Source organism: Kitasatospora sp. NPDC048545 (genome assembly GCF_040651155.1).
In the GTDB taxonomy this organism is placed as follows: Bacteria; Actinomycetota; Actinomycetes; order Streptomycetales; family Streptomycetaceae; genus Kitasatospora.
The window spans coordinates 1-14,747 of sequence record NZ_JBEZIQ010000104.1; the positions used below are offsets into that span (position 1 = coordinate 1).

The window sequence follows — 14,747 nt, forward strand, 5'->3', positions numbered from 1 at the left end:
CGGCCAGGGACAGGACGGCGGCCTTCTTGAGGTTACGCATGGTCTTTCCTCCGATTTCTGCCCGACGGAAGAGAAGTGTCGGGTATTCGGGCGGGTGCGCCTGTGCGACGGCGCAGCGTGGATCGGTGTGCCGCTCAGGCCTCGGCCATGGCGGCGACGAGGCTCGCGGGACGCATGTCGGTCCAGTTCGACTCGACGTAGTCGACGCAGGCCTGGCGGTTGTCGGGACCGTGGGCGGTGGTCCAGCCGGCCGGGACGTCGATGAAGGCGGGCCAGAGCGAGTGCTGGTTCTCCTCGTTGACGAGAACCAGGTAGACGCCATCGGCGTCCTCGAAGGGATTGGCCATGGGTGGGTTCCTTTCAGGTTGGTGGTCGGCGCGGTAGTGTTCACCGGCCGACCATGACAGACCATGATCGACAGCGGCGAACGAAGCAAGGCCCCGGCCTGTCCGTCAGGTGAACTTGCTTCAGCTGGGGAGGTCGTAGCGGCGGCGGATGCTGCTGCCGTGGCGCCGGACGTCGGTGCCGTATACGTGGAGCGAGACCGCGAGGTCGTCGCCGCCGTTGCGGACCAGGTGGATGTCGCCCGGTGGGGTCAGGTACGTGACGGTGCCCGGCGGGTTGACCGTCGTCGCGACCGGCTTCAGGCCGGAGCTGCCGTTGGCGTGCCGGTTGAAGCGGTAGCTCGTCTCCTCCTCGGTCCCGCGGTAGGTGCCCACGACGCACCATGTCGTGTGGTCGTGGAGCGGAGTCGCCTGGCCGGGCAGCCAGACCAGGGCGACGAGGGAGAACCGGCCCTGCGGGTCCACGTGCAGGACGTGCTGCCGGTAGTGCGACGGGTCGGGCTGCAGGTGTTCGGCGGCGAGCAGATCCGGGTGGTGCAGGAAGCCGGCGAGGCGGAGGGCGACCCGTTCGGCGGTGCGGTCGGCCGGCTCGGTCAAGGGGGCGGCGCGTACCGCCCGGGTGAGGACCTCGACGAGCTCGACCGTCCGCGGCGACGCGCCGGGCGCGGTGGCGGGAACGGGCGCGTGGCCCGGGGCGGGCTGCGCGGGCGCTCCGTGGTGCTGGGGTGAGGGTGTGGAGACGAGGGACATGGCGGAACCGCTCCTCGGCGCTGGGGTGTCGGCTGAGGTGGGACGGGCAGGGTGGCCGGGCACCGTGGGGTCTACGGGCCGGTGAGGAGCGCGGGCTGACGGCCCGTCGCCGTGGTCCGGCTGAGCGCGGCCGCGATCTCGGCGACCGACCCTGCGTCGTGGGCGGCCTCGCGCGGGACGACCAGCGTCGGCGCATTGGCCTCCAGGCGGTGTTCACGGCGGTAGCGGGCCCGGCCGCCGCCCGTGATGTTGAGCAGGACGGTGGCTCCGGGGTCGACCCGACCGTCCCTCAGGGCCGAGCGCAGGGCGGCAAGCGCGACGCCCGCCGGGGGTACGATGTCGACGCCCTCCAGTTCGGCGAACGCGTCCATGGCGGCGCGGGCGGCAGCGGCGTCCTCGGTCAGTACGTCGCCGCGGCTCTCCCGCAGCGCGTCGGCCAGTCCACCCGCGACGTCGTACGGCGGGCGGCGGTTGGTCAGCTCCGGGGCGAACGCCCGGTGGACCGCCTCCGGTTCGCGGTCGGTGCCCTCCCAGGGCCGGACACCGGTGTGCCAGGCGGTGTGGACGGGGGCGAAGCAGGAGTTCTGGGCGAGGACGAGACGGGGGAGCGGCCCGGCCTGCTCGCCGCCGGTACATCGCAGCCGCAGGGCGGCCTCGTGGGCGGCGATCGCCCCGGCCCCGCTGCCGACAGCCTGCACGTAGACATCGGGCAGCCGGCCCAGCTCCTCGTAGGCGGCGAGCATGACCGTGCCGAGGCCGTCACGTCGGCCGACGTTGCGGGTGCCGCCTTCCGCGGTGAATCCCGGCAGCACGGCGACCGCGTCCGCCAGGGCGATCGCGTCGGCGTACTCGGCGTCGGCCACGGCGACGAGCCGCACCGACGGACCGTAGGAGGTGCGTGAGCGCAGCTGTCCGAGCGCGCTCTGCGGCACCACCACGACGACGGGGACGTCGTGCCGTGAGCAGAGCTCGGCGAAGGCGGCGGCGGTGTTCCCGGCCGAGGCGACGACCAGGGTGCCGGCCGACTCCGGCAGCCTGCCCAGGACGGTGGCGGCCTCCAGCTCCTTGAACGAACAGGTGGTCAGGTCGGCTCCCCACTCGGGGTGGTAGCCGTTGAAGGCGATCCACAGCTCGCGCAGGCCGAGCTTCGCGCCGAGCCGCTCGGCGCGCCGGACGACGGTGCGTCCGGTGTCCGGCAGGCTCCGGCGCACCGGCAGCCACCGGTGGTAGCGGTAGACGCCTGTCGCCCGGTCGTCCGGTGCGAACCCGGCTCGGGCGTACTCGGTTCGCAGCAGGGAGGCGCCGTGGGGGGCGGGACAGGCCAGAGCCGTCCCGTCGTCGTCGCGGCGGTCGCCGCATTCGCAGCAGACGAGCCGGTAGTGACCGGCGTCGGTCTGTGGCAGTCGGTCAGCGGGCATGGTTACCAGTCGCCTTGGGGATCAGGGGTGCTTCACAGGGGGTGCGTCGGGGGTCCGGAGTGCGCGGACCCCCGGCGTGGCGCGGCGTCGGTCGAGCGGGACGCGCAGCGGTCACGCACCGTGGCAGTTGTCAACCTAGCCTGTGCTCTTCGGAGGAATCCCGTCCAGAGCCATCGAGCGTATGAAGATCATCTGAACGGAAGATCAATTTCCGTCGCCCAGGCTGCCGGAGAATGGCCGCCAACCAGCTCAAATGGCCATGCCAGCAGGGCATTTGGGCTCGAATCCGGGCTCCGGTGGGCGACTGTCGCCGCTGCTCCCGGGCCGCTACTGTCCGGATCACTGACGTCCCTCGAAGCAAGCAAAGGAAATGATCATGGGTCCCCGATCCGCCGACGGCATCGCCGCCGACTACGCAGAGTTGCTGATCGGCGATCTTCATGCATCTCTCGCCTCGCCCGTGAGCGAGTCGATGAACTTCCTCAACGAGATCGCGCTGCGCTACCCCGAGGCGGTCTCGCTCGCCGCCGGGCGGCCGTACGAGGGCTTCTTCGACCTCGACGACCTCCCGCGCCACCTGTCGCTGTACCGGCGGCACCTGACCGAGCGCCTGGGCGGCGACGAGGAGAGCGTGCGCCGCACCGTGCTCCAGTACGGCCGTACCAAGGGCGTCATCCACGAACTGGTCGCCGAGCACCTGCGCCTCGACGAGGGCATCACCGCGGACCCGCAGGACCTCGTCGTCACCGTCGGTTGCCAGGAGGCCCTGTACCTGACCCTGCGAGCCCTGCGCCGCGACGAGCGCGACGTGCTGCTCGCCGTCGCGCCCAGCTACGTCGGCGTGCACGGGGCCGCCGGGCTGGTCGACATGACGCTGGTGCCCGTCCGCGACGCGGCCGACGGCATCGACCTGGACGACCTGGTGGCGAGGATCCGCGGGGTCAAGGCCGAGGGCCGCAACCCCCGTGCCTGCTACGTGATCCCCGACTTCGCCAACCCCAGCGGCACCCGGATGAGCCTGGAGACGCGCCGCCGGTTGCTGCGCATCGCCGCCGAGGAGGACCTGCTCCTCCTGGAGGACAACCCCTACGGGCTGTTCGGCGACCCGGACGGGCCGCCCACCCTCAAGGCCCTGGACACCGCCGCCCGCGTGGTCTACCTCGGCAGCTTCGCCAAGACCGGTCTGCCGGGCGCCCGCGTCGGCTACGTGCTGGCGGACCAGCGCGTCACCGACGGCGATGGCCGGGCCGGCACGCTCGCGGACCAGCTGGCCAAGGTCAAGAGCATGCTGACGGTGAACACCTCGCCGATCGCCCAGGCCGTCATCGGCGGCAAGCTGCTGGCCCACGGGTGCAGCCTGCGCGACGCCAACGTCCGGGAGATCGCCACCTACCGCGACAACCTCACCCGGATGCTCGCCGGGCTGGAGCGCCGCTTCGGCGACGTACCCGGGGTCAGCTGGAACGCCCCCGCGGGCGGCTTCTTCCTGCTGCTCACCGTCCCCTTCCTGGCCGGGGACGACCTGCTGGAACGGTGCGCCTCGACGTACGGGGTGCTGTGGACGCCGGTGCACCACTTCTACGCCGACACCCGCCCCCGGAACGTCATGCGGCTCTCCTTCAGCCACCTGCGGCCGGAGGAGATCGAGACGGGCCTGGACCGGCTGGCCCGGTTCGTCCGTGACCAGCAGCACAACTGACGACGGGACGGACCCACCGATGACGAACACCACCACGGCCGGCCTGGCCCGCATCGTCGCGGTCAGCACCGCCGTGCCGGAGACCTCGTACTCCCAGGCGGAACTCCTGGACATCTTCCGGATCGAGGACCCCCGCGTCCGGTCCGTCTTCCTCAACAGCGCCATCGACCGCCGCCACCTGACCCTGCCGCCCGAAGGCCCCGGAGGCACAAGGGTGATGGAGGCTCAGGGGCAGCTGCTCGCCAAGCACAGGACCCACGCCGTCGACATGGGCGTGCGCGCCGTCCAGGACCTGCTCAAGCAGACCGGCGCGGACCTGTCCGACATCGGCTACCTGTGCTGCGTCACCACGACCGGCTTCCTCACCCCGGGGCTGAGCGCCCTGATCATCCGCGAGCTGGGCATCGACCCGCACACCAGCCGCCTCGACGTGGTCGGCATGGGCTGCAACGCCGGCCTCAACGCCCTGAACGCCGTCAACGGCTGGTCCCGTGCCAACCCCGGCGGCCTGGCGGTCATGGTCTGCGCCGAGGCATGCTCGGCGGCCTACGTCTTCGACGGCACCATGCGCACCTCCGTCGTCAACAGCCTCTTCGGCGACGGCGCCGCTGCGGTCGCCCTGATGTCCGGTGAGCCCGAGCTGCCGCTCGCGCACGCCGAGGGCCCGCGGATCCTCAAGTTCGCGAGCCACATCATCACCGACGCGGTTGACGCGATGCGCTACGACTGGGACGACACCCAGGACCGGTTCAGCTTCTACCTGGACCCCCAGGTCCCCTACGTCGTCGGCGCCCACGCCGAACGCGTCGTCGACCGGCTGCTCGCCGGCACCGGCCTGCGGCGCAGCGACATCCGGCAGTGGCTGGTGCACTCCGGCGGCAAGAAGGTCATCGACGCCGTGGGCGTCAACCTCGGCCTGACCCGCCACGACGTCCGCCACACCACCGGGGTGCTGCGCGACTACGGCAACCTCTCCAGCGGCTCGTTCCTCTTCTCCTACGAGCGCCTGCTCCAGGAGCAGGTCGTCGAACCCGGCGACCACTGCGTGCTGATGACCATGGGCCCCGGCTCGACGATCGAGACCGCCCTCGTCCGGTGGTGACCCGGCCAGGCCCCGGCCGGCCGACCGCGCCCGCAGAACCCCCGCATCCCCTTCCCGAGCACGAAGGCCACACCCTCATGAACAGCATCCCCGAGCCACAGCTGACGCTCGACGGCAGCCAGCCGCTGACCCCTGCGACCGTCCAGGCCCTGGGCGCGCTCTGCGACGCCGCCGAGGATGCCACCGGCGCGGCCACGCCGCTGGTCGTCGCCCTCACCGGCGCCCCGGCCACCCGGGTGGACGTGCCGCTGCCGCTGGTCAACAAGTGGGAGCGGGCCGTGCGTCGGCTGGAGAAGCTGGCCGTGCCCACCGTCGCCCTGGTCACCGGCGACTGCGGTGGCACCGCCCTGGACGTGCTGCTCGCCACCGACGTACGCATCGCCACCCCTGACGCCCGGCTCGTGCCGCTCGCCGGCGCCGACACCGATGACGCCTCGCCCGTCGAGGTCTGGCCCGGTATGGCCCTCTACCGGCTCGCCAACCAGGCCGGTGTCGCCGCCACCCGGCGCGCCGTGCTGTTCGGCGAGGCCATCGGGGCCGAACGCGCCTACGCCCTGCACCTTTTCGACGAGCTCGTCGCCGACCCGGCCGCGGCCCTCGCCCCCGTGCTCGCGAAGCTGACGGGCGGCGCCGGCACGGGCATCCGCCGCCAGCTGATGCTCGACGCGAGCACGACCAGCTACGAGGAGGCGCTCGGCCGTCACCTCGCCGCCTGCGACCGCACGCTGCGCGCCGTCGGGGCAGCCTCGTGACCGCGCCGGTTGCGCTCGCCCGGAAGGAGGACGGCCTGGCCCGGGCCGCGCGGGAGTTGGCCCGGATCGCCGAGCGGACCGATGCCGTCCTCGCCGCCCTGCCCGTTCCCGCCGAGCGCGACCGGCAGCAGTGCGAAGCCGCCGCCGACGCGAAGAACGCCGCCCGCAGCGCGCGCGCCCGGTTCCTCGACCAGTACGCCGAGGCCGTCTACCGCCGTCTCACCGCGGACCTCACGCTCCACCCGCGCCTGCCCGAGCTGGTCGCGGCCGCGGCCGAGGAGTGGCCCGGCCTGGTGCCCACCGCCGAGCAGCTGGCCTGCGAGCGCGGCCGTCTCCAGGCGGAGAAGGAGGGCCACGAGATCGACCACGGCCTCTTCCTGCGCGCCGTGCTGCGCTCGCCCGTCGCCGGGCGCCACCTCGTCGACACCATGGCCCTGCCCACCGAGCGGGCCCTGAAGCTGCTGCCGGAGTTCCTGGAGACCGGTGAACTCGACCTCGGCTCGGTGCACCTGGCCCGCCGCGACGGCGCCGCGCACCTGACCATGACCCGGCCCGACTGCCTCAACGCCGAGGACAACCGCCAGGTCGACGACATGGAGACGGCCGTCGACCTCGCCCTGCTCGACCCGGGCGTGCGCGCGGGCGTGCTGCGCGGCGGCGAGATGACTCACCCGCGCTACCGCGGCCGCCGGGTCTTCAGCGCGGGCATCAACCTCAAGAGCCTGCACAGCGGCGACATCTCGCTCGTCGACTTCCTGCTGCGCCGCGAGATCGGCTACATCAACAAGATCTTCCGCGGCCTGCGGGTCGACCACGACGGCGCCTGGCACACTCCGGTCGTCGAGAAGCCCTGGGTGGCGGCCGTCGACACCTTCGCCATCGGCGGCGGCGCCCAACTCCTCATGGTCTTCGACCGGGTGATCGCCGCGGCCGACTCCTACATCACCGTCCCCGCCGCCCAGGAGGGCATCGTCCCCGGGGCCGCCAATCTCCGCCTCGGGCGGCTCGCCGGCGGCCGGGTCTCCCGTCAGGTCGTGCTCTGGGGACGCCGCCTGCACGCCTCCGAGCCCGACGCGCGCCTGCTCGTCGACGAGGTCGTGGAACCCGACCGGATGGACCGGGCCGTCGCCGAGTCCCTCGCCCGCCTCGACGGCCCCGCCGTGACCACCAACCGGCGGATGCTCAACCTCGCGGAGGAGTCGCCGGAGCAGTTCCGGGTCTACATGGCCGAGTTCGCGATGCAGCAGGCGCTGCGCCTGTACAGCGCGGACGTCATCGGCAAGGTCGGCCGCTTCTCGGTCTGAGGGCCGCACCGACCCGTACCGCTCCGGGAGCCCGAACCCCCGTCGGGCTCCCGGCCCCACCTCTCCTTCACCAGGCAGGACAGCAGATGGAAGCCGCCGACCTCACCCGCGTGCGCTACGAGAAGCGCGGCCGTGTCGCCCACGTGACCCTCGACCGGCCCGACCGCGCCAACGCGCTGGACCTGCGCATGCACGAGGAACTCGCCTTCGTCTGGGACGACTTCGAGGCCGACGACGAGCTGTGGCTGGCCGTCCTCACCGGAGCCGGGGATCGCGCCTTCTCCGCCGGGCAGGACCTCAGGGAGCTCGCCGCCCGCATCGAGGAGGGCAGCAACGCTCCCTCCACCTTCGGCAGCCGCGGCAAGCCCGGCTGGCCCCGGCTGACCGAGCGCTTCGAGCTCGCCAAGCCGGTCGTCGCCCGGGTCAACGGCGCGGCTTTCGGCGGCGGCTTCGAACTCGCCCTCGCCTGCGACGTCATCGTGGCCGCCGACACCGCCACCTTCGCCCTGACCGAGGCGAAGCTCGGGCTGATCGCCGGAGCGGGCGGCGTGTTCCGGCTCACCCGGCAGGCACCGTACCGCGTCGCGCTCGGCCACCTGATCAGCGGCCGCCCGATGACCGCCGGTCGCGCCTACGAGCTGGGCCTGGTCAACGAGGTCGTCCCCGCCGCGGACCTCGACACCGCCGTCGACGCCTGGGTCACCGACATCCTCGGCTGCGCGCCGCTGGCCGTGCGTGCCGTGAAGCAGGCCGCCGCGGCCGCCGCCACGATGCCGCTCCAGCAGGCGTTCCGGACCCGGTTCCCGTGGGAGGAGCGCCGCATGCACAGCGAGGACGCCGACGAGGGCCCGCGCGCCTTCGTCGAGAAGCGCCCGCCGCGCTGGCAGGGCCGCTGACGGCCGGCTGCCGTCCGCCACCTCGCCGCGGCCCGGACCGCCGCACCGCACAGACTCGCACCTGACACGAACCGGAGCACTCACCATGTCGGACACCACCCCCGCCACCTGGCCGCTGACCGCCGCCCAGGCGGGCGTCTGGTTCGGCCAGCTACTGGACCCCGCCAACCCGGCGAACCAGGTCGCCGAGTGCGTGGAGATCCACGGTCCGGTCGACGCCGCCCTGTTCGAGCAGGCGGTGCGTCAGATGGCGACGGAGGCCGACGGCCTGCGGATGCGGTACCGCGTCGAGGCCGGGGAGGTGTGCCAGTTCCCCGCCTCCGACGAGGGCGTGTTGCTCCACGTGCAGGACGTGAGCGCCGAGAGTGACCCCGAGGCCGTCGTCGAGCGCTGGATCCGCGCCGACCTCGCCCGCCCGGTCGACCTGGCCCAGGACCCGACCACCGCGCTGGCCCTGTTCCCCGCCGGACCGGACCGCTTCTTCTGGTACCAGCGCGCTCACCACATCGCCTGCGACGGCTACGCCGGCTCGCTCGCCTCCGCCCGCGTGGCCGAGATCTACTCCGCCCTCGCCACAGGCAGCGACGACCTCGGCGCCCCGCTGCCCACCTTCCGCTCCCTGCTCGACGAGGACCTCGACTACCGCGCCTCCGAGAAGTTCGAGGCCGACCGCGCCTATTGGACCGGGCTTCTCGCCGACCGCCCCGAGCCGGTCACCCTCGCCGGGCGCCACGCCCCCGCAGGCCACCGCCACGTGCGCCACGAGCGCCCGATCGCCGTCGAGCACGCCGACCGGCTGCGCGCTGCCGCCCGCGGCTTCGGTACCGGCCTGCCCGTGCTGGCCGCGGCTGCGGCCGCCCTCCACCTCGCCCGGCTGACCGGCGCCGAGGAGGTCGTCCTCGGCCTGCCCGTCGCCGGCCGCACGACGGCGCTGCAGCGCCGCTCGGTGGCGATGACGGCCAACGTCCTGCCGATCCGGCTCTCCCCGCGTCCCGAACTGAGCGTGCGCGAGTACGTCCGCCAGACCTCGAAGACGATGCGCGAGGCGCTGCGTCACCAGCTGTTCCGCTACGAGGACATGCGGCGTGAGCTCGGGGTCCCGGTCAGCGGTGCGCTGGTCGGGCCGAGCGTCAACGTCATGTCCTTCGACCGCGACGACATGACCTTCGCCGGGCACCGGGCCACCTTCCGCAACCTCGGCAACGGGCTGGTCGAGGACCTGGCCTTCATCCTCTACGACCACCGCGCGGGCGCGGGCGGTCGGCTCGTCGTCAACGGCAACCCGGCCCTGTACTCGGCCGAGGAGCTGCCCGGCCACGCCGACACCTTCCTGCGCGTCCTCGACGCCCTCGCCGACCAGGCTCCGGAGACGCCGCTCGGCCGCATCGGGCTCGCGGCGGACGCCGACGCGCGGGCCGCGCTGACGCTGGGCACCGGGCGGCGTGTCGAGCGGCCGGCCACCACCCTGACCGCCGCCTTCGAGGAGCGCGCAGCCCGTACGCCCGAGGCGACCGCCCTGGTCTGCCGCGACGAGGCCGTCGACTACGCCTCCCTCAACGCCCGCTCCAACCGGCTCGCCCGCCTGCTCGTCGAGCGCGGCGTCGGCCCGGAGGACCTGGTCGCCCTCGCCCTGCCCCGCTCGCCCGAGCTGGTCGTGGCACTGCTGGCGGTGCTGAAGGCCGGGGCCGCCTACCTGCCCGTGGACCCGGCCTGGCCCGCCGAGCGCGTCCGCTACATGCTCGGTGACGCCCGCCCCGTCCTCGCGCTGACCGTCGCCGAGACGGCCTCCGCTCTTGCGGACACCGACGTCGCGACCCTGGCGCTGGACGCGCCTGCCGTCGTGGCCGACGTGGCGGACCGTCAGGCCGCCGACCTCACCGACGCCGAGCGCCGAGCGCCGCTGCGTCCCGAGCACCCCGTCCACACCGTCTACACCTCCGGCTCGACCGGCCGGCCCAAGGGCGTCGTCGGCGTCCACGCCGCCGAGATCAACCACCTGGCCGCCATCGCCCAGCGCGACCCCTACCGGCCCGGCCGCCCGGCGCTCGCCAAGAGCTCGATGAGCTTCGTCGACGGCTCCACCGAGATCCTCGGCTCGCTGCTGCACGGCGAGGGCCTCGTCCTCGCCGACAGCGAGCAGGCCAAGGACCCCGTCGCGCTCGCCGCGCTGATCGAACGCCACGGAGTCGGCCGCATCATGCTCGTCCCGAGCCTGCTCGCGGCCCTGCTCGACATCGCCGGCCCGGAGCGACTGGCCACCTGCGAGCTGTGGGTGACGACCGGTGAGACCATCCCCGCCCACCTCGCCGCCCGCTTCGCCGAGGAGCTCCCGCACGCCCGCCTCGCCAACTACTACGGCGCCTCCGAGATCAGCGGTGACGCTGTCACCGGCGAGGTCGACGCCGAGCGGCAGCCCATCGGCCTGCCGCTGGACAACATCGACGTCCACGTCCTCGACGCCGCGCTGCGTCCCGTCCCGGCCGGCGCCACCGGCGAGCTCTACGTCGGCGGCGACGCCCTCTCCCGCGGCTACCTGCGCCGCCCGGCGCTGACCGCCGGGTGCTTCGTCGCCGACCCGTTCGGCACCCCCGGTGCGCGGCTGTACCGCACCGGCGACCTGGCGCGCTGGAGCGACCAGGGGGCCCTCGAGCTCCTCGGCCGCACGGACGCGCAGGTCAAGGTGCGCGGCCAGCGCGTCGAGCTCGGTGAGGTCGAGGCCGCGCTCTGCGCCCACCCCGGCGTGCGGCGCGCCACCGCCGTCGTCCGCGAGGACCGCGCGGGCGACCCCCGCCTGGTCGGCTACATCGTGCGCGAGGACGGCGCACAGGTCGCGCCGGAGGAGATCCGCGCCCACCTGGCCACCACAGTCACCGACGCCATGGTGCCCAGCGCCGTCGTGGCGCTGGAGGAGCTCCCGCTGACCCCGAGCGGAAAGATCGACCGACTGGCCCTGCCCGCACCGGAGTTCACCGCCGCCACCGGCTACCGTGCGCCCTCGACGCCGCGCGAGAAGGTTCTGTGCGAGGTCTTCGAGCAGGTCCTCGGCGTCGACCGCGTCGGCATCGACGACAGCTTCTTCGCCCTGGGCGGCCACTCGCTGCTGGCCGTGTCGTTGGTGGAGCGGCTGCGCTCGCGCGGCATAGGCGTGGACGTGCGCGCACTGTTCGGCGCGCCCACCGTCGCCGGGCTGGCCGCCATCGCCACGGTCGACGGCGGTGGCGATGGCGATGGCGTGGCCGTCCCGCCGAACCTCGTCCCCGCCGACGCGCGGCGGATCACGCCGGAGATGCTGCCGCTGGTGTCGCTGACGCAGGACCAGATCGACCGGATCGCGGAGGCGATCCCGGGCGGCGCCGCCAACATCGCGGACGTCTACCCGCTGGCGCCCCTCCAGGAGGGCATCCTCTTCCACCACCGGATGGCCGCCGAGGGCCGCGACGTCTACGTCCTGCCCGTGGTGCTGGCCTTCGACGGCCGCGAGCGGCTCGACGGCTTCCTCGGTGCGCTGCGGTCCGTCGTCGACCGCCACGACGTGCTGCGCACCGCCGTGCTGTGGGAGGGCCTGCCCGAGCCGGTCCAGGTCGTCGCCCGCCACGTCACCCTCCCGGTCGAGGAGATCGACCTCGCGGCGGCCCAGGATGCCGAGGGCGACGCGGTGCAGCGGCTCCTCGCCGCCTGCCCCGACACCATGGACCTCGGCAGCGCCCCGCTGCTGCGCGGCCATGTCGCCGCCGAACCCGGAACCGGCCGGTGGCTGCTGCTGCTCCGGCAGCACCACCTCGTCGTCGACAACACCGCTCTGGCCGTGCTGCTCGCCGAGGTGCAGGCGCTCCTCGCGGGCGAGGCGGACCGACTGCCCGCGCCCGCGCCCTACCGCGACTTCGTCGCCCAGGCCCGCCTGGGCCTCCAGGACGCGGACCACGAGCGCTACTTCGCCGAGCTGCTCGGCGACGTGACCGAGCCCACCGCGCCGTTCGGCGTGCTGGACGTGCGCGGCGACACGGGCGGTCTCACCGAGGCGGCCTTCCCCGTCGAGGGCGAGCACGCCGAGCGCCTTCGCGCCCTGGCGCGCCGCCACGGAGTCAGCGCCGCCGCGCTGTTCCACCTCGCCTGGGCCCGCGTCCTCGCGGCCACCGCCAACCAGGACGACGTCGTGTTCGGCACCGTGCTGTTCGGCCGGGCGGCCGGTGGTGGCAACGTCCCGGGGCTCTTCATCAACACCCTGCCCGTCCGCCAGGCCACCGGCGCCGTGGCGGTGGCCGACGCGGTACGGGAGACGCAGACCCAGCTCGCCGCCCTGATCGCCCACGAGTACGCGCCGCTGTCGCTCGCTCAGCGGGCCTCGGCCGTCGAGGGCACCGCGCCTCTCTTCACCGCGCTGCTCAACTACCGTCACGCGCACGGCTTCGCGCTGCGCGCTGGCACGGTCGAGGCGCTACCCGGTGTCGAGCTGGTCCACCTGGAGGACAGAACCAACTACCCGCTCGCGCTGACCGTCGACGACCGCGCCGACGCGTTCACCTGCTCCGTCCAGGCCGCCGCGCCGATCGACGCGGCGTCCGTCGCCGCTGTGGTCGAGCAGGCGCTCGCCGCGCTGGCCGCCGCGCTCGACCACGCCCCGGCGACGTCCGTCGGTGACCTCGACGTGCTGGGCCCGGAGGAGCGGCAGCGCCTGCTGACGCAGGGGAGCGCGGGCGGCCCGGCGGCGCCCGCGCTGTTGCCGGAGCTGTTCGGCGCGCAGTCCGCCCGCACACCGGAGGCGACCGCGCTGGTCGTCGGCGACACCGTGATCTCCTACGGCGAGCTGGAGGCCCGCGCCAACCGCCTGGCCCGGCTGCTCGTGCGGCGTGGCGTCGGGCCCGAGGAACGCGTCGCCCTCGTGCTGCCGCGCACCGCGGACCTGCCGGTCGCCCTGCTGGCCGTGCTGAAGGCCGGCGGCGCCTATGTGCCGGTCGACCCGGAGTACCCCGCCGACCGCATCGGCTACGTCCTCGACGACGCGGCCCCCGTCCTCGTCCTCGCCTGCGCCGAGACCGCCGAGCGGCTCGGCGACCAGGACCCGGCGCGGGTGCTGCTGCTGGACGGCGACCCGGCGCGGGAGTGCTCCGACGCCCCGGTCACGGACGCCGACCGCCGCGCGCCACTGCGGCCCGCCCACCCCGCCTACGTGATCTACACCTCCGGCTCGACCGGCCGCCCCAAGGGCGTCTCGGTGCCCCACGCGAGCCTGGCCAACTTCCTGGCCGACATGGCGCTGCGCTTCCCGCTCACCGAGGCGGACCGCTGGACGGCGGTCACGACGATCTCCTTCGACATCGCCGCACTGGAGCTCTACCTGCCGCTGGTCAGCGGCGCCGTCGTGGACCTGGCCCCCCGCGACACGGTCGTGGACCCGGCCGCGCTGATCGCGCAGCTCGCCCGCACCGGCACGACCGTCGTGCAGGCCACGCCCTCCCTGTGGCAGGCCGTGGTCGAGCACGCCCGCGAGACCGGTGCCGCCCTGCCCGCGCTGCGCGTCCTGGTCGGCGGCGAGGCGCTGCCCGGCCCGCTGGCGTCCGCCCTCACCGCCGCCGGGGAGGTCACCAACCTCTACGGCCCGACCGAGACCACCATCTGGTCCACCTCGCTGCGCGTGGACCCGGCGGCCTGCGCTTCCGCCCCGCCGATCGGTGCGCCGATCGCCAACACCCGCGTCCACGTGCTGGACCGCCGCCTCCGTCCTGTCCCGGCCGGGGTCATCGGCGACCTCTACCTGGCGGGCGACGGCCTCGCCCGCGGCTACCACGAGCGCCCCGCGCTGACGGCGGAGCGTTTCGTCGCCGACCCGTCCGGTCCGGCCGGGACGCGCATGTACCGCACCGGCGACCTCGCGCGCTGGAACGCGGCGGGTGAGCTGGTCTTCGTCGGCCGCGCCGACACCCAGGTGAAGGTGCGCGGCCACCGCATCGAGTTCGGCGAGATCGAGGCGGCGCTGCTGCGTCACCCGCGGGTCGCGCAGTCGGCGGTCGTCGTCCGTGAGGACCAGCCGGGAGATGCGCGGCTGGTCGGCTACGCGGTCCCGACCGAGCGCCTCGACACATCCGAGCTGCACGCGCACCTCGCCGCGATGCTGCCGGACTACATGGTCCCGGCCGCATTGGTCCTGCTGGACGCGATGCCGCTGACCCCGAACGGCAAGCTGGACCGCCGGGCCCTGCCCGCGCCGCAGTTCACGCAGACCACCGGCCGCGTCGCGCGCACGCCGCAGGAGCAGCTGTTGTGCGGGGTCTACGCGGACGTCCTGGGCTTGACCCAGGTAGGCATCGACGAGGACTTCTTCGCGCTGGGCGGTCACTCCCTGCTGGCGACGCGGCTGGTGAGCCGGGTGCGGTCGGTGCTGGGTGTGGAGGTGCCGATCCGGGCGGTCTTCGAGGCGCCGACGGTCGCGGGGCTCGCGGCGCGGCTGGGGGAGTCGGGGGAGCGGCGTCCGGCGCTGGTGGCGG

9 protein-coding genes are annotated in these 14,747 nt (G+C 73.9%); 6 read left to right on the forward strand and 3 right to left on the reverse strand.

What is annotated here, in order from left to right:
- Positions 1–134: 134 nt before the first annotated feature.
- The 3 genes from AB0D10_RS44670 to AB0D10_RS44680 form a co-directional block, all read right to left on the reverse strand.
- Positions 135–347, reverse strand: coding sequence for an MbtH family protein (locus AB0D10_RS44670; RefSeq protein WP_360268356.1), 213 nt, complete (start codon positions 345–347; stop codon positions 135–137).
- A 120-nt stretch (positions 348–467) separates the two neighbouring features.
- Positions 468–1,094: a cysteine dioxygenase family protein gene (locus AB0D10_RS44675; protein ID WP_360268358.1), complete on the reverse strand. Its 627-nt coding sequence runs from the start codon at positions 1,092–1,094 to the stop codon at positions 468–470.
- 71 nt (positions 1,095–1,165) lie between these two features.
- On the reverse strand, positions 1,166–2,512 hold the full coding sequence (locus AB0D10_RS44680; RefSeq protein ID WP_360268361.1) for a cysteate synthase: 1,347 nt from the start codon (positions 2,510–2,512) through the stop codon (positions 1,166–1,168).
- Between the two features lie 376 nt (positions 2,513–2,888).
- On the opposite strand from AB0D10_RS44680, the gene AB0D10_RS44685 reads away from it, so the two are divergent.
- From AB0D10_RS44685 to AB0D10_RS44710, 6 genes are all read left to right on the forward strand, one after another.
- Positions 2,889–4,211, forward strand: coding sequence for a PLP-dependent aminotransferase family protein (locus AB0D10_RS44685; protein ID WP_360268364.1), 1,323 nt, complete (start codon positions 2,889–2,891; stop codon positions 4,209–4,211).
- Between the two features lie 19 nt (positions 4,212–4,230).
- The gene (gene dpgA, locus AB0D10_RS44690; protein ID WP_360268366.1) at positions 4,231–5,313 is read left to right on the forward strand and encodes a 3,5-dihydroxyphenylacetyl-CoA synthase DpgA; all 1,083 of its coding nucleotides are present in this window, start codon (positions 4,231–4,233) and stop codon (positions 5,311–5,313) included.
- A gap of 77 nt (positions 5,314–5,390) precedes the next feature.
- Positions 5,391–6,065 (forward strand): enoyl-CoA-hydratase DpgB, encoded by a 675-nt coding sequence (dpgB, locus tag AB0D10_RS44695; RefSeq protein ID WP_360268369.1) that lies wholly within the window; start codon positions 5,391–5,393, stop codon positions 6,063–6,065.
- A 35-nt stretch (positions 6,066–6,100) separates the two neighbouring features.
- A complete protein-coding gene (dpgC, locus tag AB0D10_RS44700) occupies positions 6,101–7,369 on the forward strand; it encodes a (3,5-dihydroxyphenyl)acetyl-CoA 1,2-dioxygenase DpgC (protein WP_360268378.1) in 1,269 nt (422 codons plus the stop codon).
- Positions 7,370–7,455: 86 nt separating this feature from the next.
- The gene (gene dpgD / locus AB0D10_RS44705; RefSeq protein ID WP_360268372.1) at positions 7,456–8,265 is read left to right on the forward strand and encodes an enoyl-CoA-hydratase DpgD; all 810 of its coding nucleotides are present in this window, start codon (positions 7,456–7,458) and stop codon (positions 8,263–8,265) included.
- Positions 8,266–8,350: 85 nt separating this feature from the next.
- Positions 8,351–14,747, forward strand: a 6,397-nt coding sequence (locus tag AB0D10_RS44710) for an amino acid adenylation domain-containing protein (protein WP_360268375.1), incomplete at its 3' end; no start/stop codon positions are given.